23 protein-coding genes and 1 riboswitch are annotated in these 24,598 nt (G+C 67.6%); of the genes, 14 read left to right on the forward strand and 9 right to left on the reverse strand.

The window, feature by feature from the left end:
- The first annotated feature begins 3 nt into the window (after window positions 1–3).
- A complete protein-coding gene (locus M2428_RS16840; protein ID WP_277527110.1) occupies window positions 4–678 on the forward strand; it encodes a HutD family protein in 675 nt (224 codons plus the stop codon).
- On the opposite strand, the gene M2428_RS16845 is transcribed toward M2428_RS16840, so the two are convergent.
- The 4 genes from M2428_RS16845 to M2428_RS16860 all read right to left on the reverse strand — a co-directional run bounded on the left by M2428_RS16845 (window position 675) and on the right by M2428_RS16860 (window position 4,855).
- Complete coding sequence (locus tag M2428_RS16845) at window positions 675–1,502, reverse strand: ABC transporter permease (protein WP_277527111.1); 828 nt, start codon at window positions 1,500–1,502, stop codon at window positions 675–677. The two genes, M2428_RS16840 and M2428_RS16845, sit on opposite strands and share 4 nt — an antisense overlap.
- 13 nt (window positions 1,503–1,515) lie before the next feature.
- Window positions 1,516–2,445: an ABC transporter permease gene (locus M2428_RS16850; protein ID WP_277527112.1), complete on the reverse strand. Its 930-nt coding sequence runs from the start codon at window positions 2,443–2,445 to the stop codon at window positions 1,516–1,518.
- A 67-nt stretch (window positions 2,446–2,512) separates the two neighbouring features.
- Complete coding sequence (locus M2428_RS16855; RefSeq protein WP_277527113.1) at window positions 2,513–3,700, reverse strand: ABC transporter substrate-binding protein; 1,188 nt, start codon at window positions 3,698–3,700, stop codon at window positions 2,513–2,515.
- An 81-nt stretch (window positions 3,701–3,781) separates the two neighbouring features.
- Window positions 3,782–4,855: an ABC transporter ATP-binding protein gene (locus tag M2428_RS16860; RefSeq protein WP_277527114.1), complete on the reverse strand. Its 1,074-nt coding sequence runs from the start codon at window positions 4,853–4,855 to the stop codon at window positions 3,782–3,784.
- A gap of 243 nt (window positions 4,856–5,098) precedes the next feature.
- On the opposite strand from M2428_RS16860, the gene M2428_RS16865 reads away from it, so the two are divergent.
- The 6 genes from M2428_RS16865 (at window position 5,099) to M2428_RS16890 (ending at window position 9,451) form a co-directional block, all read left to right on the forward strand.
- Window positions 5,099–5,839, forward strand: coding sequence for a GntR family transcriptional regulator (locus tag M2428_RS16865; protein ID WP_277527115.1), 741 nt, complete (start codon window positions 5,099–5,101; stop codon window positions 5,837–5,839).
- 98 nt (window positions 5,840–5,937) lie between these two features.
- Window positions 5,938–6,699: a cache domain-containing protein gene (locus M2428_RS16870; protein WP_277527116.1), complete on the forward strand. Its 762-nt coding sequence runs from the start codon at window positions 5,938–5,940 to the stop codon at window positions 6,697–6,699.
- Between the two features lie 38 nt (window positions 6,700–6,737).
- A riboswitch (guanidine-III (ykkC-III) riboswitch) is annotated at window positions 6,738–6,806 on the forward strand.
- A gap of 9 nt (window positions 6,807–6,815) precedes the next feature.
- Entirely contained in the window at window positions 6,816–7,139 is a 324-nt protein-coding gene (locus M2428_RS16875; protein WP_277527117.1) for an SMR family transporter, read from the forward strand.
- Between the two features lie 2 nt (window positions 7,140–7,141).
- Window positions 7,142–7,591: a multidrug efflux SMR transporter gene (locus M2428_RS16880; protein WP_277527118.1), complete on the forward strand. Its 450-nt coding sequence runs from the start codon at window positions 7,142–7,144 to the stop codon at window positions 7,589–7,591.
- A 165-nt stretch (window positions 7,592–7,756) separates the two neighbouring features.
- On the forward strand, window positions 7,757–8,779 hold the full coding sequence (locus M2428_RS16885; protein WP_277527119.1) for an aldo/keto reductase: 1,023 nt from the start codon (window positions 7,757–7,759) through the stop codon (window positions 8,777–8,779).
- Window positions 8,780–8,800: 21 nt separating this feature from the next.
- Window positions 8,801–9,451 carry an MBL fold metallo-hydrolase gene (locus tag M2428_RS16890; protein ID WP_277527120.1) on the forward strand — a complete coding sequence of 217 codons (651 nt, stop codon included), beginning with the start codon at window positions 8,801–8,803 and terminating at the stop codon, window positions 9,449–9,451.
- A gap of 63 nt (window positions 9,452–9,514) precedes the next feature.
- Here M2428_RS16890 and M2428_RS16895 read toward each other — a convergent pair whose 3' ends face one another.
- Together M2428_RS16895 and M2428_RS16900 are read right to left on the reverse strand one after the other, a co-directional pair.
- Entirely contained in the window at window positions 9,515–11,437 is a 1,923-nt protein-coding gene (locus M2428_RS16895; protein ID WP_277527121.1) for a DEAD/DEAH box helicase, read from the reverse strand.
- A 344-nt stretch (window positions 11,438–11,781) separates the two neighbouring features.
- Window positions 11,782–12,111 carry a hypothetical protein gene (locus M2428_RS16900; protein WP_277527122.1) on the reverse strand — a complete coding sequence of 110 codons (330 nt, stop codon included), beginning with the start codon at window positions 12,109–12,111 and terminating at the stop codon, window positions 11,782–11,784.
- Window positions 12,112–12,311: 200 nt separating this feature from the next.
- Between M2428_RS16900 and M2428_RS16905 the strand changes: the two genes are divergently transcribed.
- The 4 genes from M2428_RS16905 (at window position 12,312) to M2428_RS16920 (ending at window position 16,486) form a co-directional block, all read left to right on the forward strand.
- A complete protein-coding gene (locus M2428_RS16905) occupies window positions 12,312–13,361 on the forward strand; it encodes an SAM-dependent methyltransferase (RefSeq protein WP_277527123.1) in 1,050 nt (349 codons plus the stop codon).
- Complete coding sequence (locus M2428_RS16910) at window positions 13,358–14,047, forward strand: class I SAM-dependent methyltransferase (protein WP_277527124.1); 690 nt, start codon at window positions 13,358–13,360, stop codon at window positions 14,045–14,047. Before M2428_RS16905 ends, M2428_RS16910 begins: the two co-directional genes overlap by 4 nt.
- Before the next feature lie 213 nt (window positions 14,048–14,260).
- Complete coding sequence (locus M2428_RS16915; RefSeq protein ID WP_277527125.1) at window positions 14,261–14,446, forward strand: CsbD family protein; 186 nt, start codon at window positions 14,261–14,263, stop codon at window positions 14,444–14,446.
- 534 nt (window positions 14,447–14,980) lie between these two features.
- Window positions 14,981–16,486, forward strand: a complete 1,506-nt coding sequence (locus M2428_RS16920) for an amino acid permease (RefSeq protein WP_277527126.1) — start codon at window positions 14,981–14,983, stop codon at window positions 16,484–16,486.
- Between the two features lie 199 nt (window positions 16,487–16,685).
- Here the strand turns inward: M2428_RS16920 and M2428_RS16925 are convergent, their stop codons facing one another.
- Window positions 16,686–18,152: an MFS transporter gene (locus M2428_RS16925; protein WP_277527127.1), complete on the reverse strand. Its 1,467-nt coding sequence runs from the start codon at window positions 18,150–18,152 to the stop codon at window positions 16,686–16,688.
- A 195-nt stretch (window positions 18,153–18,347) separates the two neighbouring features.
- Entirely contained in the window at window positions 18,348–19,379 is a 1,032-nt protein-coding gene (locus tag M2428_RS16930; RefSeq protein ID WP_277527209.1) for an Lrp/AsnC family transcriptional regulator, read from the reverse strand.
- A 185-nt stretch (window positions 19,380–19,564) separates the two neighbouring features.
- Here M2428_RS16930 and M2428_RS16935 point away from each other — a divergent pair, with 185 nt between their 5' ends.
- Entirely contained in the window at window positions 19,565–20,830 is a 1,266-nt protein-coding gene (locus M2428_RS16935) for a M20 family metallopeptidase (RefSeq protein WP_277527128.1), read from the forward strand.
- 24 nt (window positions 20,831–20,854) lie between these two features.
- On the forward strand, window positions 20,855–22,144 hold the full coding sequence (locus M2428_RS16940) for an MFS transporter (RefSeq protein ID WP_277527129.1): 1,290 nt from the start codon (window positions 20,855–20,857) through the stop codon (window positions 22,142–22,144).
- 86 nt (window positions 22,145–22,230) lie between these two features.
- On the opposite strand, the gene M2428_RS16945 is transcribed toward M2428_RS16940, so the two are convergent.
- Window positions 22,231–23,502 carry an MFS transporter gene (locus M2428_RS16945; protein WP_277527130.1) on the reverse strand — a complete coding sequence of 424 codons (1,272 nt, stop codon included), beginning with the start codon at window positions 23,500–23,502 and terminating at the stop codon, window positions 22,231–22,233.
- Between the two features lie 94 nt (window positions 23,503–23,596).
- On the opposite strand from M2428_RS16945, the gene trmB reads away from it, so the two are divergent.
- The gene (gene trmB, locus M2428_RS16950) at window positions 23,597–24,553 is read left to right on the forward strand and encodes a tRNA (guanosine(46)-N7)-methyltransferase TrmB (protein WP_277527131.1); all 957 of its coding nucleotides are present in this window, start codon (window positions 23,597–23,599) and stop codon (window positions 24,551–24,553) included.
- Window positions 24,554–24,598 lie beyond the last annotated feature (45 nt).

The raw sequence follows: 24,598 nt of genomic DNA on the forward strand, positions 1-24,598 counted from the left end.
GCCATGGAGATCATCCGCTATGCCGAGCTCAAAGCCCACCCTTGGCGCAACGGCGGCGGGGTCACCCGCGAAGTGGCCCGCCATCCCCGGACCCCGTCCGTGCAAACCGCCATGCAAAACACAGCGCAGGACAACTCATGGGACTGGCGCATCAGCATTGCCGAGGTATCCAAGGCTGGCCCCTTCTCTGCCTTCGCAGGGATGGACCGTGTGCTGACGGTGATTGACGGGGAGTTGTTGCTCCTGAGCGTGGACGGCGCCGAGCACCCGCTCGAGAAGTACCGGCCGTTCCGGTTCTCCGGCGACGCCGCCGCGGCAGGGGCACTGCCCACCGGCGACATCCGGGACCTGAACGTCATCACCCGCAACGGCGCCTTCAAGGGCTACACGTCCATCATCGAGCTGTCCAAGAAACGGGCCCATCCGGTGTTCGGGGGCCAGTTCGGCATCCTCCTGCAGGGCCAGGGGACGGTCAGCCCCGGCACTGCGGGCGACCCTGCGCCGGACGCCGGCAGTCCCGTCGGGCCGCCCACAGTCACCTCGGAGTCGGAGCCGGAGCGCGTCGAACTGAACCGTTATGACGCCGTCGTCGGCGCTGACACCGCGGCGCCGGAAATCGTGGGGCGTGGATTCCTGGCGGTTGTCTCCATCGATCCTGCGGAACCCGGCACGGATTAGCGCTCGTCCGCCTTCAGGCGGGCACCGCTGACACGCACGGAGTCCCCGGACAGCTTCTGCGCGAGCCAGATAGGAACGATCGAAACCACGATCAGCACGACGGCCACGACGTTGACCACGGGCGCCTGGTTCGGACGGAAGAGGTTCTGCAGGATCCAGATCGGCAGCGTGGTCTCACCGGCGCCGATCGTGAACGTGGTGACGATGATCTCGTCGAAGCTGAGCGCGAAGGCCAGCAGCCCGCCTGCCAGCAGGGCAGAGCGCAGTTGGGGGAACGTCACCAGGCCGAAAGTGGCGAAGACGCCGGCGCCGAGATCGGCCGAGGCTTCCTCCAGACCGGGGCTCATTCTGCGGAGCCGCGCTATGACGTTGTTGAATACGGTCACCATGCAGAACGTTGCGTGGGCGATCACCACCGTCCACAGGCTCAGCGGAACGCCCAGGATGGTGGTGAACATGTTGTTCAGGGCAATGCCGGTGACAACTCCGGGCAGAGCGATCGGCAAGATCACCAGGAGGTTGATGACGTCGCGGCCGAAGAAGTCATACCGCTGCAGGGACAGTGCCAGCAGCGTCCCCAGCAGCAGCGAGATGACGGTCGCGACCACCGCCACCCACAGCGAGGACAGGACGGCCTCCCGGACGCCGGGCGAGTCAAAAGCCTTGCCCCACCATTCCAAGGTGAAGCCCTTGGGCGGCCAGCCGAACGTCCGGTCCGCGTTGAACGAATTCACCACCACGAGCATTAGCGGGGTGTAAATGAACAACAGCACCAGCGCGGTAACGACGCCCAGGACCACTTTGGCGCTACGGGAAAGCCTCATGATGCGCCTTTCGCTACAGGTTATTCAGGGCGCCGGACCGACGGACGATGAAGAGGTAGAACATGATGATGGCGATCGGAACCAGCGACACCGCGGCGGCAAACGGCAGGTTGTTCGCGGCTCCGACGTTTGCGTAGACCACGGTTCCCAGCATCTGGGTGGTCCCGCCAACGATCTGCGCGGTGATGTAGTCGCCCAGGGACAGGGAGAACGTGAAGATGGTGCCCGCAATGATGGAAGGGACCAGCAGCGGAAGCATGACCAGGCGCATGGTGGTCAGCGGTTTCGCGCCCAGGTCCCCGGAGGCTTCCAGCAGGGAGTCGGGCACCCGGTCAAAGCCCGCGTAGATCGGCAGGATCATGTACGGCAGCCAGATGTAGGACAGGGTCAGGATGACAGCAGTCTCGCCGTAGCCCGGGGACGAGAGGCCGAGCGGAGTCCCCAGCCATTCCAGGAGCCCGCCCTCGGCCAGGACATTCCGCCAGGCGTAGGCCTTGACGAGGTAGCTGGCCCACAGCGGCATCAGCACGGCCACCACGAGCAGTTTCTCCCAGCGGGCGCTGGCCACCTTGGCGATGAAGAACGCGATGGGCAGGGCGAGGATCATGTCGATCACGGTGACCGCAACCGCGATCCACAATGTCCGCAGGGTGATCCGCTGATACACCGGATCGGTCAGGACCGTGACGATGTTCTCCGTGGTCCAGACCGTGGACACCTCGCCCGTGAAGGTGTCCACGGTCCAGAACGCGGTGATCAGCAATGCCGCCAGGGCCGCGATGTACACAAGCACCAGCCAGCCCGCTGGGGCCGTGAGCAGCGCGGCCAGCCTTAGCCGGGGTGATCGGTGAAGCAACGCCGAGAAGGCGTTGGTTTTCGCCCTGGGTACAGCCCCGGCATCACGGGGTGGGCCGGGCGGCAGTTGTTGTATCCGTTGTGCCATCTCGCCTTAGTCTCTGCCGGCCGCCGGGGCCGGATTGTTCTTGCGGTTTGGGTGCGCGGCGCCGGACTCAGCCCTTGATTTCCGTCCAGGCCTTGGTCCATTCCGAATAGTCGGTGCACTTGACGTCCTTGCGGCCATCGAGGCACTCGGCCACGGGGGTGGTCCAGTACCAGATCTTTTCGGCGTAGGCCGTATCACCGGAGTGGTACGTCTCGCAGTGTTTGGGATCCTTGGTCAGCTCGCAGGATTTGGCGTTGGCCGGGGATTCGCCAAAGTACTCCGCCACCTGGGCGTTCGCCTTGGGGCTGGCGATGTAGTCGAGCCACTTGTAGGCGCAGTTCGGGTTCTTGGTCTTGGATCCGATCATCCAGGTGTCCGACCAGCCGGTGGCACCCTCTTCGGGGAGAAGGGTTGCAACCTTGGCGCCCTCGCCCGTCGCGATGTTGGCCCCCACCTGCCAAGTGGTGCCAACCACGGTGCTCCCGGACGTAAAGGCCTGGACCTCCTTGACGACGTCGCTCCAGTACTCGCCGATGTGCGTGCGCTGCTGCTTGAGCAGGTCGACGGCGGCGGCCAACTGGTCCTTGTCGAGGGCATAGGGGTTCTTGATGCCCAGGTCCGGCTTGTGGGCCATGAGGTACACGGCGGCATCGGCGATGTAGATGGGCGAATCGTAGGCCGTGACCTTGCCGGAATGCTTGGCGGCGTCGTCAAACACCGCGCTCCAGGAGGCGGGCGCCGGGGTGACTTTGTCCGTGGAGTACATCAGCAGGTTGGCGCCCCAGCCGTGGGGCATTCCGTAGTTGACGCCGTTGACGGTGTTCCAGGCTTTGTCCTTCAGGAACGGATAGATGTCCGGATAGTTCTTCAGGAGGCTCATGTTGACCGGTTGCACATCTTGGCCGGCGACCAGGCGCAGCGAAGCGTCCCCGGAAGCCGAGATGACGTCGTACTGTCCGGTGCGCATCAGCGTTACGGCCTCGTCGGAAGTGCCGAACGGCTTGAAGCTGACCTTGCACCCGGTTTCTTGTTCGAACGGATGCACCCAGTCGGCCGCCGGGTCGTTACTGCCGTCCTCGACATAGCCGGGCCATCCGAGGATGGACAGCTGGCCTTCACCGGTGCCGATCTCGGTCTTGACCGGCTGCGCCGAAGGCGCAGTACCCGATCCGCCGCTGGTTCCGCAGGCTGACAGCGCGAGGGCTGCCGCGGCAAACACCCCAACAACGAGGGAGGCCTTAGTTTTTGGTGCCATGATCCTTACCTTTCGATGTGGAGAAAATCTCTGGACTGGGAACGCTGCGCCACGGGCGGGAAGTCCGCCCGGCGTCCGCCGTCAGGTGCCGCGGGCCGGAAGCCAAACAACGGCGTCGTCGTCCCAGCTGACCGTGACGGGCTGGTTCACCAGTTCTGCGTCGCCGCCCGGCAGCTTTTCCGGAACCAGCGCGACGACGGCGGGACCGCCGTCGAGCTGCACCCGCACCTGGGTGGCGTGCCCGACATAGACGAACGACGTCACCGTCCCGGGCCGGGAGGTGATGCCGGATCGGCGCTCCGGTTCCCCGGTCCAGGCGACGCGCAGCCGCTCGGGACGGATGCACAGGGGGTCTGGCCGGCCATAGAGCGCTTGGGCCTGGGCGGCGTCGAATATGTTGGAGGTGCCGACGAAGTTGGCCACGAAGATGCCGGCGGGGCGCTCATAGATTTCGTGCGCGGTACCGATCTGTTCGATGCTGCCGTTGTTGAAGACACCGATCCTGTCGCTCATGGTCAGGGCCTCCTCCTGGTCGTGGGTGACGAAGATGAAGGTGATGCCCAGCGAGCGCTGCAATTCCTTGAGTTCTACCTGCATCTGCTGCCGGAGCTTGAGGTCCAGGGCACCGAGCGGCTCATCCAGCAGAAGGACCTTCGGCTCGACCACCAGCGCCCGGGCCAGGGCAACCCGCTGCCGCTGGCCGCCGGAGAGTTGGGCGGGCTTGCGGCCGAGGAATTTCCCGAGCTGGACGCGGTCCAGGGCCTCCCTGGCCCGCTCCCGCCGCCGGTTCCCGGGCATGCCGCGCACCCGGAGCCCGTAGGCGACGTTGTCCACGAGAGACATGTGCGGGAACAGGGCGTAGTCCTGAAAGACGGTGTTGACGTCCCGCTGGAAGGGCGCCATCGCCGTGACGTCCTTGCCCTCGAGTTCGATGCTTCCGGACGTCGGCAGTTCGAAGCCGGCGATCAACCGCAGGACCGTGGTCTTGCCGGAGCCGGACGGGCCAAGCATGGAGAAGAACTCCCCGTGGCGGATGTCCAGGTCCACGCCATCTACCGCTACGGTATCCCCAAAGACCTTGGTGAGCTTGCGGAGGCGAATCGCCGGAATCTCTTCGGTTCCGGTCGAGGTGCCGGCGGCCAGTGTTTCGGTCATGGGGTTCGCCTTACTCCGTTGCCGGATCGTCCACGAGAGAGCCACGCAGCGGAATGTGATCCAGTCCACACAGGGCTGCTGGGCCAAATGCTATTACTTCATAGGTTTTATGTATAGACCCTTCGGCAAAGCCCGGATTAGGATGACATCATCCCGGGCGACGCACGGCGGCGCCGCCTGCGGAAGCTGCATGGATGCCCCGGAAGGTAACGCCGGATACGGCCGGAGGGAAGGGAGGCCCGGATGTTGTTGTCGCCGAATGGCGCCTCCCGGAGTCTGGCGGCGGTGTTCACGCCGATCAAATCACGCGGGCTCGTGGATGAAGTGTGCGGCCGGATCGAGCAGGCGGTGGAGACCGGGCTGCTGACCAGCGGCCAGCGGCTGCCGAACGAAACGGAGCTGGCCGCGGCCCTGGGAGTGTCCGCGGTAACTGCACGGGAGGCCCTTTCGCAGCTGCGTGCCTCGGGAATCATCCGGACCGCGCGCGGCCGCAGCGGCGGAAGCTTCATCGCCGACAACGTGCTGCCCTCCCGGGAACGGGCACTGGCGCAGCTGCAGGACTTGAGCCGGCTGCAGATCAGGGACCTCGCGCTGCACTACCAGGCGATCGCCGCGGCCTGCGCGGGGGTGGCGGCCCGGCGCTCCGATGCCGCCGACATCGCCACGCTGCGCTCGTTCATCCCCTCAGCCAACGACGACTCCGCGAGCTGGCGCCTGGCCCTCTCGGAGTTCCTGCTGGAAGTCGCGGCCATTGCGCGCTCCGCCCGGCTGGCCCGGGAGCTCATCCGGTTACAGGCCGATCTTGGCACCCTCACGCTGCTGCCCTGCGCCGACGCCGGCTACCGCGGGTGCACGGCCGTGATCCTCGAGGACGTGGCAGCCGCCATCGAGGCCCACGATCCGGGTGCCGCCGAAACCGGGGTCAAGGACCTGATCTCCGCCACTACCGACTGGCTGCTGACCGAGCAGGCCAAACGCTATTGACTGCACCCGCACGTATAAGCCACGATCTTGATCGCACAATCTTGACCGACCAACTTTGACCCCAAATGTCCCGGCAGCTTCGAGCTAAGGCAGCAACCATGTCCGAAACCACCTCCACCGCAGGCCCCTCCGCCGGCCCGTCCGCAGGCCCCTCCGCGGCACCGGCCGGACCCGGCTCTGCCGAGCGGGCTGCCGCCGAGCTCGACGCCACCATCGCAGGCATCGAGCACCGCCTGGCGGCCTGGGCTGCCGACGCCGGTGCGGCCCTGGCCGCCATGTCCGGGAAAGTCACGGGCACGGCCGTGGACAAGCTCATCCGGCCGGTGGTCGAGGAACTGCTGCAACTGCCCGGCGGTTACGCAGCCGGAGCAGGGTTCATCGCCAACGCGGGGCTGCTCGGGCCCGAGCGCAGCTATATCGCCTGGTGGCAGGGCCCGGACCTGGAACACGTCGACGCGCTGGCCAACTTCAGCCCCAACTCCATCAGCCGCTACGTCAAGGCCGAGTGGTTCCGAATCCCCGTAGAAACAGGCCAGGCGCATGTCACCGGGCCCTATGTGGATTTCCTCTGCACCGACGAGTACGTCCTGACCTTCACGCACCCGGTGTTCACCCGTCCGGACGGCCCGGTGGCGGGAATCGTGGGCATCGACGTCACGGTCCAGCGCCTGGAACGCGGGGCCATGCCGGCCCTGCGGCGGATCGGCGGCCGGGCCACCCTGGCCAACGCCGACGGCCGGGCCGCGGTTTCGGCGGCGCCCGATATCGACGCCGGAGACCTGATTTCGCCGGACGAACAGTGCGCGCACTACCCCGTGGGGCGTGCCTTCACAGTCTGGAGCAACGCAGCCGGACTGTGAGTCAGGCCGGCCGTGACGCGGCTTTGCTAGAATTGGAGGCCAAGGCCCCCCACTTCCGGGCCTCCGGACGACGGTTCAGTACCCGGCACGCGACAAGACTGGCCACAGGAGCTGTCATGTCGTGGTTAATACTCATTCTCTCCGGGGCGCTGGAGGCCGTCTGGGCCGCCGCCCTGCACCGGACCGCCCAGGCCACCGGCCGCCGCCGGCTGGTCCCCGCATTCGTTTTCCTCGTTTCGGTCCTCGCCAGCACCGGGGGCCTCGCCGTCGCCATGCAGTCCATCCCCACTGGAACGGCCTACGCCGTGTGGGTGGGGGTCGGCGTCGTCCTGACGTCCGGCTACGCGATGATCGCCAAAGTTGAGCGCGCGACAGCGGCGCGGATCCAGCTGCTCGGCGGGATTGCCGCGAGCGTGGCCGGGCTGAAGCTGGTGGCATAACCATGGCCGCGAACCGCACACTGAAAACGACAAGCAAGTCGCCGGCCACCACGCTGGCCTGGCTCATCCTGCTCGCCTCCGCCGTGCTGGAGGCGGTCTGGGCCACGGCCCTGGGCCTCTCCGACGGCTTCACCCGCCCGCTGCCCACCCTCGTGTTCGCGCTAACCGCGACCCTGAGCATGGTGGGGCTGGGCATGGCCGTGAAACGCATTCCGCTCGGCACCGCCTACGCCGTCTGGGTGGGGATCGGCGCGGCCCTGACGGTCGGCTGGGCGATGGCCACCGGCGTCGAACCGGCCAGCCCGCTCAAACTGTTCTTCATCGCGGGGATCGTCGGCTGCGCGGCGGGCCTGAAGCTCCTGCCGGCCGGGAAGTCCGGGGCATCCCCGGCGACCGAACCGGCGACGGAGACACAGCAGCCGCCCTCCCCCGCGGAAACTCCCCGCGTTTAAGCCAGTACGACGGCGCGTCCCCCGCGGCGCGCCGTCGTACTGGCCGCGCAACAGTCAAAGGCGGGGGGATCGTCCGTCGGGCAAACAACCGACGGCCGGAATAGCCGCGCGCACCCCGGGGTTCTTGGCAGGGACGGAACTACTCCGGACCTACTCAGTGCGCGAATGGAGACCCCCATGAATGCAGTAACAGTCCAGCTCGGCGACGACCTGTTGGTCAGCCCGCTGGGGTTCGGCGGCATGGCCCTGACCCCTGTGTACGGCGAGGTGGACCCGGCCGAGGCCCTGCGGACCCTGCATCACGCGGTGGATGCCGGTGTCAGCTTCATCGACACGGCGGACATCTACGGCGGCGGCAGCAACGAGGAGCTGATTGCCCGGCTGCTCAAGGAACGCCGCGGCGAAGTCCAGCTGGCCACCAAGTTCGGCCTCGTGGGCAATCCCTCGGCGGGCTACACGGACATCCGCGGCGATGCCGCCTACGTGAAACAGGCGGTGGACCGCAGCCTGCAACGGCTGGGCACCGACTCGATCGACCTGTACTACATGCACCGCCGTGACCTCCGCGTTCCGATAGTGGAAACCGTGGAGGCCATGGCGGGGCTGGTGCAGGCCGGCAAGGTGCGGCATCTGGGCCTGTCAGAGGTGACGGCCGAGGAGCTGCGCGCGGCCAGCAGCATCCACCCGATCGCCGCGGTCCAGAGCGAATGGTCCATCTGGAGCCGCGACGTGGAACGCAACGTGGTTCCCGCCGCCGCCGAACTCGGGGTGGGTTTTGTGCCCTATTCGCCGCTGGGCCGGGGATTCCTCACCGGCACCGTGGACGCCTCGACGCTGGGCAGCAACGACTTCCGCCGCAATATCCCGCGCTTCGCCGCGGACGCTGCGGGCGCCAACCAGGGTGTGGTGGCCGCCGTGCGGGCGGTCGCCGCGGAACTGAGCGTTGCCAGGCGGGCTGCAACTCCCGCCCAGGTGGCGCTGGCCTGGCTGCTCGCGCAGGGCCGGAAGCTGGGGCTGCCTGTGGTCCCCATCCCCGGCACGCGCAGGGCGGACCGGATCGACGAAAACCTGGGCGCCCTGGCGCTCGAGTTCACCGCAGCGCAACTGAAGACGCTCGACGCCGCAGCGGACGCCGTCGTCGGCTCCCGTTCCGCGGACCCCAACTGGGTGTCCCAGGGCCGTGAATAGCGCCTCCGTAGACTGGAGCCCATGGACTCGCTCATTCACTCGTTACGTGACATCACCATCCGCCGGATTTCGGTCAGCGAGATGGACAACAATGTGTACCTGCTCACGGCCAAGGCGTCCGGCGCGCAGCTCCTGATCGATGCGGCCGATGATCTGGCCGCCATCCAGGGGCTGCTCGCGGACGCCGTCGCGGATACATCCGCGACGCCGAAGCTGGCGCTGATCGCCACCACCCACCGGCACTGGGACCACGTCCGGGCGCTGCCCGGCCTGGTGGCAGCCACGGGTGTGAAAACGGCGGCCGGGACAGAGGATGCCTCGGAGCTTCCGGTGCCGGTGGATGTACTGCTGAATCACGGGGACGTCGGCAACTTCGACGGCTTCGACGTGACGGCAGTGCATCTGCGCGGCCACACTCCGGGCTCGATCGCACTTGTGTACCAGGACCCGGCGGGGCCGGCACACATCTTTTCCGGCGATTCGCTGTTCCCGGGAGGGGTAGGCAACACGCAGAAGGATCCGGCGCGGTTTGCCCAGCTGATCACCGATGTCAGCGAGCGGCTGTTCGACGTGTATCCGGATGACACCGTGGTGCATCCGGGCCACGGCAAGCCCACCACCCTCGGTGCGGAGCGCCCGCACCTGGAAGAGTGGGGCGCCCGCGGCTGGTAAGGCCTGAAACCTCATCGAGTGCTCCCCACCGGCCCCCTCGCGAGGTTAGGGAGCGGTCGGGGATTAGCGGCTGCGGCGTTCGTTCGAGGCCGGAGCCGACGCGCGGCGCGGGCCGGCGCCGCGGGCCGGACGGCCTTCGCTGGAGCGACCGTTGCCGCCGCCTGCGTAGGATCCGCCCGAGGTGCCACCAGTGTTGGAGGACCAGACAGCTGCGCTGCCTCCGGCCTTGCTACCGCCGGACTTGGCGCCGGCTGCGGCGCGCTGGCCGGTTGCCGGGCGGCCGTTACGCTGGCCGCCGGCCGAAGCGCCGGCGCGGGGTGCGCCGCCGGAGCGGGGAGCGCCACCGGAGCGGGGTGCACCGCTGCGGGGAGCCGAAGCGCCCCGGGCGTCGCTGCGTCCCTCGGCGGCGCGCCCGTCCGAACCGCGGCCGGCCGCGGCACGGCCGCCGGCTGCCGGAACGTCGTTGTGGTGCGCGTAGGCGGTGGTGCGGCCACGGCCACGCGCATTCCGGCGCTCGGCGCGCTCGGCTTCGGCGCGGTCCTCGTTCTTCTCCGCGACGCGCTCTGCAGCGTTGCGGGCAGCCGCCTGGCCTTCATAGGCGACAGCGCGGCGCTCGGCGCGCGGCAGATCGGTGCGGGGAGCCTCGGCTCCGACGCGTCCGCGTCCGCCACGGCCACCACGGCCACCCGCGGTGGGTGCAGCCTGGGTGGTGCGGCGGGCGCGCTTGCGCTCGGCGTTGGCACCGGTGGAGCTACCGCCGCCGTGCTGTGCGGCCTTGGCGGCCAGCAGCGCGGCGCGGGTGCGCGGATCGATCTTGTCGGCCATTTCGCCGACCAGTTCAGCAACCAGCGGGGAGTTGGCGGTGACGCGCTCGAAGTTGACCTCGACGCCGGCAGCCTTCATCAGCTTCTTGACGTCGGACTGCTGCTCGGGCAGGGTCAGCGTGACCACGGTGCCGTCGGAACCGGCGCGGGCCGTACGGCCTGAGCGGTGCAGGTACGCCTTGTGCTCTGTGGGCGGATCCACGTGGATGACCAGTTCGACGTCGTCGACGTGGACGCCGCGGGCTGCGACGTCGGTGGCCACCAGGACGCGGACGTCGCCGGAGGAGAACTCGGCCAGGTTCCGGTCACGGGCGTTCTGCGAAAGGTTGCCGTGGAGATCGACGGCGGGGATGCCCGCGTCCGTCAGGGTCTTGGCCAGCTTGCGGGCGTGGTGCTTGGTGCGCATGAAGAGCACGCGGCGGCCGGCACCGGAAGCGAGCTCTACGATCAGCTGCTTCTTGACGGTCTGGTCGTTGACCACCAGCACGTGGTGTTCCATGGTGGTCACCGCGGCCTGCGGGTCGTCCACGGAGTGGGTCAGCGGGTTGGACAGGTAGCGCTGGACGATCTTGTCCACGCCGTTGTCCAGGGTGGCGGAGAACAGCAGGCGCTGGCCCTGGGTGGGGGTCATGTCCATGAGCTTCTTGACCACCGGGAGGAAGCCAAGGTCAGCCATGTGGTCGGCCTCGTCCAGGACGGTGATCTCGACTGCTTCGAGGGTCAGGATGCGCTGGCGGATCAGGTCCTCCAGGCGGCCCGGGCAGGCGATGACGATGTCGACGCCGGCGCGCAGGGCCTTTTCCTGGCGGGCCTGGGAGATGCCGCCGTAGATCACGGTGGTGGTCAGGCCCATGGCCTTGGCCATCGGCTCGATGGTCGCGTTGATCTGTGTGGCCAGCTCGCGGGTCGGAGCCAGGACCAGGCCCATCGGGCGGCCGGGCTTGCGGAAGTGCTTGGCTTCCCGCTCGGCGAGTCGTGCCACAAGCGGGATGGCGAATGCGATGGTCTTGCCGGAGCCGGTGCGGCCGCGGCCCAGGACGTCGCGTCCGGACAGGGTGTCAGGGAGTGTCTTGACCTGGATCGGGAAGGGCTCCACGATCCCCTGGGCGGTCAGGGTGTCGGCAAGTGCTTTGGGCGTGCCGAGGGCAGCGAATGTAGTCATGTGTTTCAAGGTCTTTCAGGCGGTATCCGTGCGGATATCGGCCCCCGATGCCGGTTGGCTCAAGGGTTCGCCGAAGAAAAGTCAGGTGATCAACCGGGCTGCTGCCAAACTTCAGCAAGCGGCCGCCGGGACCAAATGGAACGCGTTCATCGACGCAGGATGTGCCTCTCACATGAAAAAATCCCACTGCCTGCGTGCGAATTCCCGAAGGAATCCGGCAGGGATCCAGAAGACGGACCGAAGCCGGTCAACCGAATCAAAAGTGGGCATCACTGCACATCAAGTATTAGTACTCTACCACCCGGCAGGGCCGGGGCCCGTATCCGCGGCCGTCGGCCCGGCCCCTAGCCCGCCAGGCTGGGTGCCTGGAACAGCGGCATGTGGGCGGACTGAGAAGATGTGTCCTTGGAGGTGTGAGGGGCTGTGTGCACCGGCGGCCGTGACGCTGCCTTGGCCGAGCCGGGGCCGGCCGGCCGCAGGATCACGAGCGCCTCGGCGTCGATGAGGCGGCGGGTTCCCGTCCGTGCATCCAGGATCCAGAACAGGTCCACGCCCGTGACGGTCTGGGTTACCGGGCCCCGATGGAAGAGCTTCCCGTTGTGCCAGGCCTCGATCTCGTCCCCCACGTTCAACTCGGCGGAGCTGTGGATTTTCCGTGCTTCGTCAACGTCCATGATCATTGCCCTTCCCCCGCGTTCAACCTCTTGTGCCCAGCATTCACGACACAGGTTTCGGATTCGTTTCCGGGGCGTGATTTCTGCGAGTCCCTCCGCCTGCGCGGCGTTCCAAGGGAAGCCCAAAGCGTGTATTGACCACCTTTGCGTCCCGGAGGAGCATGGTGGGCGGACAAAGTGACGAGAGGAGACGGGGGGCGATGCCGGGAATTCTCGCCGCTGGCTTCTTTCGGGCCATCCAAGTGGCGCTGTTGCCTATAGGGGCGGCCGGTTACGTCGCGACTGTCCCCCGGCTCCTCAACTACAGCCGGCGCGCGGGCGTTTCGGCGACAATGTTCGCCTCCCTCTACACGCGCTACATGCAGCACCGGCTGGGGACGAGGCCGGATGAGCCTGCCGCCCGGCTCATGGCAGTCATGCCGAATGTGTCCCAGGAAGGGTTCCGGCTGGAGACCGCCCCCACGCTCGTGGGACACCTGCTGACGGGCTTCGTTCCCAGAATCTACCGCTATCCGTACCAGGGGCAGGCCCCGATGCGCCATCAGGCGACAGCACGGACCAGCTACTACGACGCTGCCCTCCAGCGGCATCTGGCCGGCATTGACCAGCTGGTGATCCTCGGGGCAGGATTCGACACCCGTGCGTTCAGGCTGTCACCGGAGGACCGTGTGCGCTGCTTTGAAATCGACCTGCCCCGGACGCAGGCCCACAAACTCGCGATGCTCGAGAAAGCGGGTCTGCCGATCCGCCTTTCCACGTACGTGTCCGCCGATTTCGAGACCGAGGACTGGATGGAAAAGCTTGCGGCGTCAGGCTTCGACCCCGGCAAGCCCGCGTTGTTCCTCTGGGAAGGGGTGACCATGTATCTGGACCGCGACTCGGTCGGGGCCACACTTAGCAGGATCGCCGGCACCGCCGCCGGCAGCGTCGTGGCCTTTGACTACTTCTCCGGGGAGACCATCGCCTCGCGGTCGCCGTACATGCGGTACGCCCGGGCTGCCGCGAGATTCGTGGGTGAGCCGCTGACCTTTGGCATCGACAACACTCCCCCCGCCAGGAAGAGCGCTGCGGACTTTGTTGGGTCCTTCGGGTTGGAGCTTGAGGAGCACAGGAATTTTGGCCGGGAGACCCGACGGCGGTCCGCGCCGGCCGGCTTCGTCACCGCGGTCGTGGCGCCCGCCGTCGACGACGGCCCGCAGGGAAACAGTCAGCCAAACCTGTCGGAATACCGCGATGAGGGGAAACCATGACAAAACACAGCCAGGGCCAGAGCCACACCCACGCGCACGACGCCGACGGGCACGCGGCGCCCGGCACTGCGGCCCAGATGTGGGATGAAAAATACAGCAGCCGGCCCAAGATGTGGAGCGGGGATCCGAATCCGCAACTCGTCGCGGAGGTGGCGGACCTGCCTCCGGGCGAGGCACTGGATCTGGGGTGCGGCGAGGGTGCGGACGCCATTTGGCTAGCTGCCCGCGGCTGGGCGGTGACTGGCCTGGACGTTTCGGCTGTCGCGCTGGAGCGTGCGGCCGCCCACGCCCGGGAACGGGACCAGGACGCCACGATCGAGTGGGTGCAGCAGGATCTTGCCACGTGGGTCCCGGACCGATTGTTCGATCTCGTCACGGCCCAGTTCCTGCATTCCACCCAGATGCCGTGGCAGCAGGCGCTGCAGCTCGCCGCCGCCGCGGTCCGGACCGGCGGGACGCTGCTGATCGTCGGCCATCACCCCGACAGGCTGCCTCCGTGGGGCGCACACCATACGCCGGAGAAGTTCTTCACCGCCGAGGACCTTGCCCGGGAGCTCCGGATCGAGGAGCCACTGTGGCGCGTCGAGGTCCTGGACAGCCGGCAACGCAGCGCCATCGGACCCGAGGGCGAGGCCGTGTCCCTCACCGATGCCGTGCTGCGGGCCACGCGCCTGGCCGCCCAGTAGGCTGCCGGGCAATCGGTCGAGGGAGCGACCCCGGAAATCATGGACGCCGCGAACCGGTCCTCGGAATCGATCCATTGCTGGGCCATCCACTCCCGGTTCGGGTCCGATTCACCAGTGGCACCAGGGCTAAGTGGCTGGACCCAACCGCGCCCGTTGGCCCGGTTGGACGAACAGCAACACCGCATGAGCTAGGAATCATGGGAAGGGAACATCATGGGAATCGACGGCAAGGCCAACCTCACGGTCATCCACCACATCGGCGCAGCCAAAGAAGGTAAAGAAGGTACCGGCAAGATGACGGGCGATGAGGACCTCAAGCGCGACGCCCGGCATGAGCAGGCCCAGGCCAAGCTGCAGGAGGCCGGCGAACGGGCCGAGGACGGCTTCGCGAAGGAGTAGCGGGCGCAACTGAGCTGGAGAAACTGAACCGCGCAACAAAACGGCCCAACTGACCAGCAGAACCGAACTGCGCCCCCTAACGGCCCCGCCCACGGCGGGGCCGTTCCGTCGCCGTCGTCGCACCGTTGCCGCGCAAAAAATGTGACAAAAGACAGCGGACGACAACTGAAGCTAAGATGGTCGACAGTTGTCGAACCTGCCCCCGGGTGGCTGATTCGCGGAAACGCGCTACCGGAGCGGGAAGAGGGCGGCCGTGCCGGCGTCGCGTTTTCCCCTAGGGCCTGCGAAGGATGCGGGCTCCGGACCCGCTTCCGCGCCTTCCGGGAGTTCCGTTCCGCCGGCAGCGCCACGGCACATCACCGGCCGGCCGGGCCCACTGCGGGGGCCGTCGCGACACCAGGGACCACGAAATTCCGGCCCTAACCTTGATTTACCCGCCAAAACTGTTACCTCCGTCACACCCTGACGGATCCGTGCGGCCCGCACTGCGCACCCCCCGCCCGCTGCGACCGCCTGTGACAAGGAAGAAGCCTCATGTCTGAACGCACCACCTCGGCCGCTCCGGCCATTTCAGAATCTGACACTGCCGCCTCCGCCACCGGTGACTCCGGCGCCGGGAACCGCGAGCCGCACCTCGCCCGCGCCCTCGGCAACCGCCACATCCAATTGCTCGCCATCGGCGGCGCAATTGGCACCGGCCTGTTCATGGGGTCCGGCAAGACCATCTCGCTGGCCGGGCCGTCCGTCATCTTCGTCTACATGATCATCGGCTTCATGCTGTTTTTCGTGATGCGTGCGATGGGCGAAATCCTGCTCTCCAACCTGAACTACAAATCCTTCAGCGACTTCGCCGGCGACCTGCTCGGCCCCTGGGCCAGCTTCTTCACCGGCTGGTCCTACTGGTTCTTCTGGGTGGTCACCGGAGTGGCAGACATCGTCGCCATTGCCGGATACGTGGACAAGCTCGCGCCCGGCACGCCCCTGTGGATCCCGGCGCTGCTCACGCCCGTGGTCTTGATCCTCCTGAACCTCCCCACCGTGAAGGCGTTCGGTGAAGCGGAGTTCTGGTTTGCCATCATCAAAGTCGTCGCCATCGTGGCCCTGATCATCACCGGCGCGGTCATGATCGCCACCCACTTCACGTCCCCGAACGGGGCGGAAGCCAACCTCGCCAACATGTGGAACGACGGCGGCATGTTCCCGCACGGCATGTTCGGCTTCGTCCTCGGCTTCCAGATCGCCATCTTCGCCTTCGCCGGGATCGAACTGGTGGGCACCGCCGCCGCCGAAACCAAGGACCCGGAGAAGAACCTGCCCCGGGCCATCAACTCCATCCCGGTCCGCGTCCTCCTCTTCTACGTGGGCGCCCTGGTGGTCATCATGGCGGTCAACCCGTGGCGCACCATCGACCCCGCCAGCAGCCCGTTCATCGGCATGTTCACGCTGGCCGGGCTGGGGATCGCCGCAGTGGTGATCAACCTTGTGGTCCTGACCTCCGCCGCCTCCAGCGCCAACTCCGGAATCTACTCAACGTCCCGGATGGTCTACGGCCTGGCCCAGGACGGGAACGCGCCCAAGGCATTCGGAAAGCTCAGCATCCGCAAGGTGCCGCAGAACGCGCTGCTGTTCTCCTGCATCTTCCTGCTGGCCGGCCTTGTCCTGCTCTATGCCGGCGACTCCGTGATCGGCGCGTTCACGATCGTCACTTCAGTGGCCTCCGTGCTGACCATGTTTGTGTGGTCCATGATCCTGATCAGCTACATCGCCTTCCGCCGGCGGCGGCCTGCCCTGCACGAGGCTTCGGCCTTCAAGATGCCCGGCTCCGCCTTCATGCCGTACGTCGTGCTCGCGTTCTTCGTCTTCATGCTGGTGGCGCTGGCGCAGGCCGATGACACCCGTCTGGCACTCTTCGTGGCCCCCGTGTGGTTCCTGCTGCTGGGTGCGGCCTGGCACTTCAACCGGAAGACCCCGCTGCAGCAGGCCCGGATTGTGGAATGGAAGGCCGTCCGCTTGCAGGAGGAAGCCCGTGCGGCTGCCTGATCCATGCGCTGATATATAAAGAAGCGCTGATACAAAGGAGCGTTGCTACAACAGAGCACTGATACAGAAGTGAGCTGATGCAAAAGGAGCCCCGGCCGGATCATCCGGCCGGGGCTCTTTTGCCGTGCTGGGCCTTTAGGATGCTAGGCCGTTGTGGTGCCGTGTCGTTCTGGTGCTGGGCCGTTCTGGTGCTGTGCCGTTACACCGGTGTCCTGACGGCGGCCGGGACGACGGCGACGCGCGGCGCGACGGCTACGGCGGCGATCCCGATCACCGCCGTCAGCCCGAAGACTCCGGCAAACGACGCCGACGGAGTCGCCGTCGCGAACGCGGCGAACACGATCCCGGTGCCGGCGAGGGCCAAGGCGCCGCCGAGGGAATCCGAAATGGACATCGCCGAGCTGTTGAAGCCCTCGGTGTCCTTGGTGGAGAGAGCCAGGGTCATGACGCTGAGGCGCGGATACATCAGGCCCATGCCACCCCCGGCGAAGATCCATCCCGCGATCGCGACGGCGGCCGGCCACGCCAACACCGTTGTCACGAGGGCCAGCACGACAGCGCCAAGGACGAGGGCCGAACCGATCCGCACCGCCCTCCGGTGCTCCAGCCGGGTCCCCAGCTTCCCCTGGATGGCCGAGGCCGCCGCCCAGGCAATAGCACCGCCGGTGAGCGTGAGGCCCGCAAACGTCGGGGGAAAGGCGTAACGTTCCACGAGCAAGTACGGCAGGTAGACCTCGGCACCGAAGAAAGCTGCGGACGCGAGCCCGCGGGTGAGGATCACGCTCGGCAGGCCGCGCCGGGCGGTCAGCGTGCCGCGCGGCATGAGCGGACGGACGGCCAGGAGTGCGACGGCGACGGCGGCCGCCGCCAGCACCGCCCCGGCCCCCGGTACCGCGGCGGACAGGTTCAGGCCCAGCACGGCGAGCGCTGCCAGCGCCGCGAGTGCCAACTTGGCCAGGCCACCCGGCGGACGGCCGCCGGCTGCGGTCTCCACATTTGCCGGGGGATCTCCGGCGGCGCCGGGTCTTCCGTTCAGGCCGCGCAAGGCCGGGGCCGTCAGGAGCAGTGCCGGGACCACGAGTCCGACCACGCCGAGAAAGACCCACTGCCAGCCGGCAAGTTCCGCCACGGCGCCGGCCGCGAACGGGCCCACCAGGGACGGGATGACCCAGGCCGCGGAGAAGGCGGCGAAGATTTTCGGATGCAGGACCGGCGGGTAGACCCGGGCGATGACCACGTAGAGGGCCACGGTCAGCCCGCCCCCGCCGAGTCCCTGCACCAGCCGTCCGGCCACCAGCACCGGCATGGTTCCGGCGGTACCGGCGATGAGCAGGCCAAGCACGAACATGCCCACCGCTGCCAGTAGCGGCGCCACGGGCCCCTTGCGGTCCGACCAGCTGCCTGCTGCCACCATCCCGATCACCCCGGTGGCGAGCGGCCCGGCGAAGGCCAAGGCGTAGAGGCCGGCGCCATCCAGCTCCCGGCTGACGAGCGGCATGATGGTGGTCACCGCCAGGGACTCGAAGGCCGCCAGGAACACCAGCGCGCAGGCGCCGAGCGTCACCAGCAGGTAGCTGCGGTGGAAAATGCCGGCCGATTCCGGGACGGATTTCGGACGGGCGGGCGGGTCGGTTCGGGACACGGGAGGGACCTGATCGGGAGACATGGACGCAACCCTGGAACCTCAACTCGGCTTGAGGTCAAGGCCGGTCCGGGCGGGACGGGGCTGGCGGCGCGGCTCCTGAGGTAGCTGATGGAGGCTGCAGCAGGTGCAGAGCGCCTAGGGGAAGCATGCCACAGCTTGGAACCGCGGCACGCCGTGCCCCGGTTCTGACCTGTCAGTCCGGCCCCATCCGCCGCGTCAGTCCGCCGCTTCGAACCCCTGGGCCGGAACCACGACGGCGCCGCTGGCCCTTGAGTCCGGGTTCAGCATCCAGCCCACGCGCTTGACGGTGCTCAGCATGACGACGCTTTCCACGAGCACGATCCCGGGCACTTTCTGCTGCAGCGCCACCTCGATGTTCATGACATCCGCCAGCGACTGCAGCCACATGATGATCACGAAGTTCGTAGGCCCCGTGGTGGAGGCGCTGAGCCGCACGTTCCGCATGGTCCTCAGCTCAGCGGCGGCTGCCTCGTGCCGCCCCGCGGGGACGTTGACGAACCATTGGCAGGTCACGGGGAACGCCGAGAGCTTCTGGGCCACCTCGCACCGGAGTGACAGGATGCCGCTGGCGAGCACGCGGTTAAGCTGGCGCTGGACGGTGGCAGGGTGCCTGCCCAGCCCGCGGGCAATGTCCGCCGCAGAGGCCCGTCCGTCCCTAGCCAGGAACGGCAGGAGCGCCAGGTGACTTTCCGGCAACACTTCCCGGGCGGCAGCCTGGGCAACCCCGGTGGCCTCCGGGCCGGCCAACGCCCGCACGGCGGCCTGCTGTGCGCGGCTCAACACATTGAGCCGCCAGGAGCCGCCACTCGCGTGCAACCTGGTGCACAGGGCGGTCTGATATTTGAGGAGGCCGTCGATCTCCTTCAGCCGCGAGATGACCTTCAGACTGAAATCGTCCAGGGAAGGCGTAATGACGGTCAGCATGAGATCCCGGTTGCTGGCCGCCTCCTCCACCGTGACGATTTCCGGCATCTCGGCGAGCTTGGCGGTGACCTCCTCACGACGGTTCATTTCGCAGTCCACGGCGACGAACGCCAGGCACATCTGCTGAGGATCGCCGATCAAGTGGGCGGTGATCCAGGAAACGCCAGAGGCCAGCAGCCGCTCCCAACGGGCGGCGAGCGTGGTGGCATGAACGTCCAGCACCTGGGCCGCATCCGCCCAGCTCAGGCGCGGGGCAATCTGCAGGACATTGATCAGGGCGAGGTCATCCTCGCTGAGTTCCATCATATTTCCCTTCATGTGTGCACGAAACCTGCGGCAGCGGCGGTCGTTTGCATTTTTTCTGGCCTTCGACCGCGTGTGAACCATGTCACTTGAGAATAGACGCAGGACGTCCTCAGCGGACGCGAACCCAGCCAAATCACCAGCAAATGCCACAACCCAACGATTTCGACAAATAAGGAGAACACGTGCCGATCGCCGCAGACGCCCGGGAGATGCAGGCGGACCTTGCCCGGCTCCGCCATGAACTGCACCGGGAACCCGAGATCGGCCTGACGCTGCCCCGCACCCAGGAAAAAGTGCTCAAAGCCCTCGACGGGCTTCCCTACGAGATCACCCTGGGCAAGGACACGACGTCGGTCACCGCGGTACTGCGCGGCCAGGCATCCGGAACCGGCGCGGGCGCCCGCCCGGCCGTGCTGCTGCGCGCTGACATGGACGGCCTGCCGGTGCAGGAGAAAACAGGCGTGGACTACACGTCCCGGATCGACGGCGCCATGCACGCCTGCGGTCACGACCTCCACACTTCCATGCTGGCAGGAGCCGCCACGCTCTTGGCCGAACGCCGGCACCAACTGGCCGGCGACGTCGTCCTGATGTTCCAGCCCGGCGAGGAAGGCTTCGACGGTGCCAGCCACATGATCCGCGAAGGCGTGCTGGATGCCGCCGGCCGGCGTGTCGACGCCGCCTACGGCATGCACGTCTTCTCCGCCCTGGAACCGCACGGCACGTTCTGCACCAAGCCCGGCGTCATGCTCAGCTCCTCCGACGGCCTGATGGTCACCGTGCTCGGCGCCGGCGGCCACGGGTCGGCCCCGCACTCTGCCAAGGACCCAGTGACGGCGGCCGCCGAAATGGTCACCGCCCTCCAGGTGATGATCACCCGCCAGTTCAACATGTTCGATCCCGTAGTCCTCTCCGTGGGGGTCCTCCAGGCCGGCACCAAGCGCAACATCATCCCGGAAACCGCGCGCATCGAGGCCACCATCAGGACCTTCTCCGAGGAAGCCCGGCAGAAAATGATGGACGCCGTGCCGCGCCTGCTGAAGGGAATCGCCGCGGCGCACGGCCTCGAGGTCGACGTCGACTACCAGCAGGAGTATCCCCTCACCATCACGGACGAGGACGAGACGCACACCGCAGAGAACGTCATCGAGGGCCTGTTCGGCGATTCCCGGCTGGCCCGCTGGGCCACCCCGCTCAGCGGCTCCGAAGACTTCTCGAGGGTTCTCGCCGAAGTCCCCGGCACCTTCATCGGGCTGAGCGCCGTCCCCCGGGACGCCGACCACGCCACATCCGCGTTCAATCACTCCCCGTACGCCACGTTCGACGACGGCGTGCTGGCTGACGGCGCCGCACTCTACGCGGAGCTCGCCATTTCGAGGCTGGCCGCGCTTGCGGCAGCCGACGCTCCCGCCGCGGCCAACCTGGCCGCCGCCGCCACCCTTTCCTAGCCGCCACCCCTGAGGGAGAAGACCATGACTGCAACCGCGATTACACCGGCGGCAACCCGAACATCCACCCGCAAGACACTCATCGGCACGGGCATCGGCAACGCCGTCGAATGGTACGACTGGGCCATCTACGCCACCTTCACGCCGTTCATCGCCAGCCAGCTTTTCAGCAAGTCGGACCCTGCGTCCGCGGTGCTGTCCACGCTGGCGATTTTCGCCGTCGGCTTCGTCGCCCGCCCTTTCGGCGGCTTCCTGTTCGGCTGGATCGGTGACCGGATCGGCCGGAAAGCTTCCATGACCCTGGCCGTGGGGCTGGCGTCGGTGGGCAGCCTGATGATCGGCATCGCGCCGACCTTTGCGGCCGTCGGTGTGTGGGCGTCGCTCACGCTCCTGGTGGCGCGCCTGATCCAGGGCCTGGCGCACGGCGGCGAACTGCCGTCGTCGCAGACCTACCTGTCCGAAATGGCGCCGAAGGAACACCGCGGCTTCTGGGCCACGCTGATCTACACCTCCGGCACTGTGGGGATCCTGTTCGGAACCCTGCTCGGCGCCGTGCTGAACATGGCCCTGAGCACCGAAGTCATGAATGCGTGGGGCTGGCGCATCCCGTTCCTGATCGGGGCGGCAATGGGCCTCTACGCGCTGATCATGCGGTCCCGGCTGCACGAAACGGACGTCTTCGAGGGCGAAGCCGCGACGGAGAAGCGCGCTCCGATCTGGCCGCAGATCGTCCGGCACCGCAAGCAGGCCCTCCAGGTGATCGGCCTGACCGTCGGCCTGACCGTCATCTACTACATCTGGGGAGTCGTCGCCCCCAGCTACGCCACCACTGCGCTGAAGATCGACCGGGGCGAGGCCCTGTGGGCCGGTGTAGTCGGCAACGTCGTATTCATCGCAGCCCTGCCGTTCTGGGGCAAGCTGTCCGACCGGATCGGACGCAAGAAGGTGCTGTGGGCCGGTGCGATCGGTGCAGGCGTCATGCACTTCCCGATGACCGCCCTGCTCAAGGATTCCGCCTGGCAGCTGGCCGTCAGCATGTCCGTCATGCTGATCTTCATCGCCGCCAGCGCCGCGATTGTGCCGGCCGTGTACGCGGAACTGTTCCCCACGAGCATCCGCACGGTGGGCGTCGGAGTGCCTTACTCAATCTGCGTGGCACTCTTCGGCGGAACCGCGCCCTACCTGCAGCAGTGGCTCGGCACCACCGTGCAGATGCCGCAGCTGTTCAACGTCTACGCCGTGCTGCTGCTCGCCGTCTCCGCGGCCTTCGTCTTCACCATCCCGGAAACGAAGGGCAAAGACCTCACCCTCTGATCCCGTCCCGCCCGGTTGCGCTATCAGTTGTTGCTGTTCTGGAGGCTCAGAACAGCAACAACTGATAGCTCAACCTATTTAAAGCGTCAGTCGCCGACGAAGCGGTCCCGTCCGGCCCGGTACCCGAATACGGCGGCGAGCGAGCCCACCAGCAGAAACAGCACGCCCGCCGCGGCAAAGGACCCGGTGGACTGGTGGAGCTGGCCGACCAGGAGGGTGCCGCTGGAGCCAAGTCCGTAGCCCACGCCCTGCATCATCCCGGAGAGGTGGGCCGCTGCGTGCCCGTCGCGGGTGCGGACCATGATCAGGGTCAGGGCGGCGGCGGTCAGGCTCCCCTGGCCCAGGCCCAGCAGCCCGGTCCACAGCCAGATCACGTCCAGGGGCCCGAAGATGCTGAGCGCGAAGCCTCCGCCGGTCATGAGCGCCACCACCGTGTTAATGGCGCGCTGGTCCCGGAACCGGGTGGCCAGCGCCGGCGCGAACAGCGAGCCCAGCATCTGAAGCACAATCGAGGCCGAGACGATCAGGCCGGCCGTGCCGCCGTCCACGCCGCGTTCGCGCAGGATCGGGGCCAGCCAGGCAAAGACGCTGAAGGACATCATGGCCTGCAGGACCATGAACGCAGTCACCTGCCAGGCCACGGCGGAGCGCCAGACGCTGACGCCGCCGGCCGGCGGCGTGGGACCGCCGGGACTTGCCCGGAGTGCCGGCGGCAGGAACAAGAGAAGGACGACGCCGGCTGGCAGCGCCCAGAACCAGAGCGCCGCTGTCCACTGCCCGGTCGCCCGGAAAACCGGGAACGTGAACCCGGCGCCAAGGGCTGCCGAGGCGCAGATCGCTGTGGTGTACAGGCCGCCCATGAGGCCCAGGCGGCGCGGGAAGTCACGCTTGACGACACCGGGCAGCAGCACGTTGCACAGTGAAATCGCGGCGCCGCACGCGGCGGTTCCGGCGAGCAGGGCCGGCAGATGGCCGGCCGCGGGCAGCTCCACGGGCCGCAGCAGCAGCCCTGCCGTGAGCACCGCCATGGCGCCGAGCAGCACCCGCTCGGCGCCGAACCGGCGTGCCAGCGCCGGCGCCAGCGGGGCAAACACGCCGAGCAGCGTCACCGGCACGGTGGTGAGCACCATGACCGCCCAGGCCGGAAGCCCGGCGTCGGCCGTCACCTCGGGCAGTACCGCCGCGAAGCTCGAAAACACGGTGCGGAGATTCAGCCCGATCAGGACCAGGCAGATGCCCATGTACGCGAGCATGCGGCGGCCGGCGGCGCGTGGCGGTGCGGCGGAGTCGTCCCGGACAGCAACGCCGGCCGAAAGGCTCTGCTCGTCAGTTTTCCCAGCTGAGGTCACCCGCCCCATTCTTGCAGTCGCCCGCCCCGCAGTCCCTTCTTCAGGGGGCCGCGGGATCCGCCGGAGGCGCCCCGGCCCTGCAAACTCAACTATTCTGGAAGGGATGAGCGAATCCCCAGAATCCCCCGGCACGCCGGCAGACCCGGCGCCCGGCGCCCCTGAAGAGACCCGGCTGCCGCGCCCTGTGACCCCCGGCAGCCAGGCTTCGTTCGGCACGTACGGAGGCCGCCCGGTCAGCTTCGTGCGCCGCGGCACACGCCTGCAGGGCCGCCGCCAGGCCGCCTGGGAGGAGCACTCTGACCGCTGGGCGGTTGAGGTCCCCCGCCATATCGCGAACACCTCCGTACACCCGGACTATGTGTTCGACGCGGAAGCCGAATTCGGCCGGACGGCTCCGCTGGTTGTGGAGATCGGCTCCGGCCTGGGCGACGCCGTGTGCCACGCCGCGGAGGAAAACCCGGACACGGACTTCCTGGCCGTGGAGGTTTACACCCCCGGTCTGGCCAACACTTTGATCAAGATCAACAGCCGCAAACTGAGCAACGTGCGGGTAGTGGAGGCGAATGCCCCCGAGGTGCTCGCGACCATGCTCCCGGCCGACTCGGTAACGGAACTATGGGTGTTCTTCCCGGATCCGTGGCACAAGTCCCGGCACCACAAGCGCCGCCTCATTCAGCCGGACTTCGTGGATCTCGCCGCCCGGGCCATCAAGCCCGGCGGCATCTTCCGGATCGCGACCGACTGGTCCAACTACGCTGTTCACGTCCGCGAGGTCATGGCGGGCTCCGCGCAGTTCGAGAACCTGCACGAGGGCGAGCGCGCCGGTGCGGACAGCCCCCTGACCCAGGTCTGGGAATCCGGCGTCGAGTCCCGCGTGGGTGGCGCGCCCGTCAAGGAAGGCCGGGCGCCGGTCAGCACCGAGCACACCGGACCCAACGAGGGCATCGACGGGACCGGCGGCTGGGCGCCGCGCTTTGACGGCAGGATTCTGACCAGCTTCGAAAACAAGGCCCACGAAGCCGGGCGCCTGATCTTCGACCTCAGCTACCGCAGAATTTAGGCACACCTGGTCCGCGGGTATCTGTTCCTGAGCGGCTTGGCGTGG

Origin of the sequence: Arthrobacter sp. ES3-54, assembly GCF_029504395.1 — a bacterium.
In the GTDB taxonomy this organism is placed as follows: domain Bacteria; phylum Actinomycetota; class Actinomycetes; order Actinomycetales; family Micrococcaceae; genus Arthrobacter.

Bases quoted from the DNA above. Each gene is read 5' to 3' on its own strand.
- M2428_RS16840 (WP_277527110.1), top strand. From the start codon at position 4: ATGGAGATCATCCGCTATGCCGAGCTCAAAGCCCACCCTTGGCGCAAC.
- M2428_RS16845 (WP_277527111.1), bottom strand. From the start codon at position 1,502: ATGAGGCTTTCCCGTAGCGCCAAAGTGGTCCTGGGCGTCGTTACCGCG.
- M2428_RS16850 (WP_277527112.1), bottom strand. From the start codon at position 2,445: ATGGCACAACGGATACAACAACTGCCGCCCGGCCCACCCCGTGATGCC.
- M2428_RS16855 (WP_277527113.1), bottom strand. From the start codon at position 3,700: ATGGCACCAAAAACTAAGGCCTCCCTCGTTGTTGGGGTGTTTGCCGCG.
- M2428_RS16860 (WP_277527114.1), bottom strand. From the start codon at position 4,855: ATGACCGAAACACTGGCCGCCGGCACCTCGACCGGAACCGAAGAGATT.
- M2428_RS16865 (WP_277527115.1), top strand. From the start codon at position 5,099: ATGTTGTTGTCGCCGAATGGCGCCTCCCGGAGTCTGGCGGCGGTGTTC.
- M2428_RS16870 (WP_277527116.1), top strand. From the start codon at position 5,938: ATGTCCGAAACCACCTCCACCGCAGGCCCCTCCGCCGGCCCGTCCGCA.
- M2428_RS16875 (WP_277527117.1), top strand. From the start codon at position 6,816: ATGTCGTGGTTAATACTCATTCTCTCCGGGGCGCTGGAGGCCGTCTGG.
- M2428_RS16880 (WP_277527118.1), top strand. From the start codon at position 7,142: ATGGCCGCGAACCGCACACTGAAAACGACAAGCAAGTCGCCGGCCACC.
- M2428_RS16885 (WP_277527119.1), top strand. From the start codon at position 7,757: ATGGAGACCCCCATGAATGCAGTAACAGTCCAGCTCGGCGACGACCTG.
- M2428_RS16890 (WP_277527120.1), top strand. From the start codon at position 8,801: ATGGACTCGCTCATTCACTCGTTACGTGACATCACCATCCGCCGGATT.
- M2428_RS16895 (WP_277527121.1), bottom strand. From the start codon at position 11,437: ATGACTACATTCGCTGCCCTCGGCACGCCCAAAGCACTTGCCGACACC.
- M2428_RS16900 (WP_277527122.1), bottom strand. From the start codon at position 12,111: ATGGACGTTGACGAAGCACGGAAAATCCACAGCTCCGCCGAGTTGAAC.
- M2428_RS16905 (WP_277527123.1), top strand. From the start codon at position 12,312: ATGCCGGGAATTCTCGCCGCTGGCTTCTTTCGGGCCATCCAAGTGGCG.
- M2428_RS16910 (WP_277527124.1), top strand. From the start codon at position 13,358: ATGACAAAACACAGCCAGGGCCAGAGCCACACCCACGCGCACGACGCC.
- M2428_RS16915 (WP_277527125.1), top strand. From the start codon at position 14,261: ATGGGAATCGACGGCAAGGCCAACCTCACGGTCATCCACCACATCGGC.
- M2428_RS16920 (WP_277527126.1), top strand. From the start codon at position 14,981: ATGTCTGAACGCACCACCTCGGCCGCTCCGGCCATTTCAGAATCTGAC.
- M2428_RS16925 (WP_277527127.1), bottom strand. From the start codon at position 18,152: ATGTCTCCCGATCAGGTCCCTCCCGTGTCCCGAACCGACCCGCCCGCC.
- M2428_RS16930 (WP_277527209.1), bottom strand. From the start codon at position 19,379: ATGGAACTCAGCGAGGATGACCTCGCCCTGATCAATGTCCTGCAGATT.
- M2428_RS16940 (WP_277527129.1), top strand. From the start codon at position 20,855: ATGACTGCAACCGCGATTACACCGGCGGCAACCCGAACATCCACCCGC.
- M2428_RS16945 (WP_277527130.1), bottom strand. From the start codon at position 23,502: ATGGGGCGGGTGACCTCAGCTGGGAAAACTGACGAGCAGAGCCTTTCG.
- trmB (WP_277527131.1), top strand. From the start codon at position 23,597: ATGAGCGAATCCCCAGAATCCCCCGGCACGCCGGCAGACCCGGCGCCC.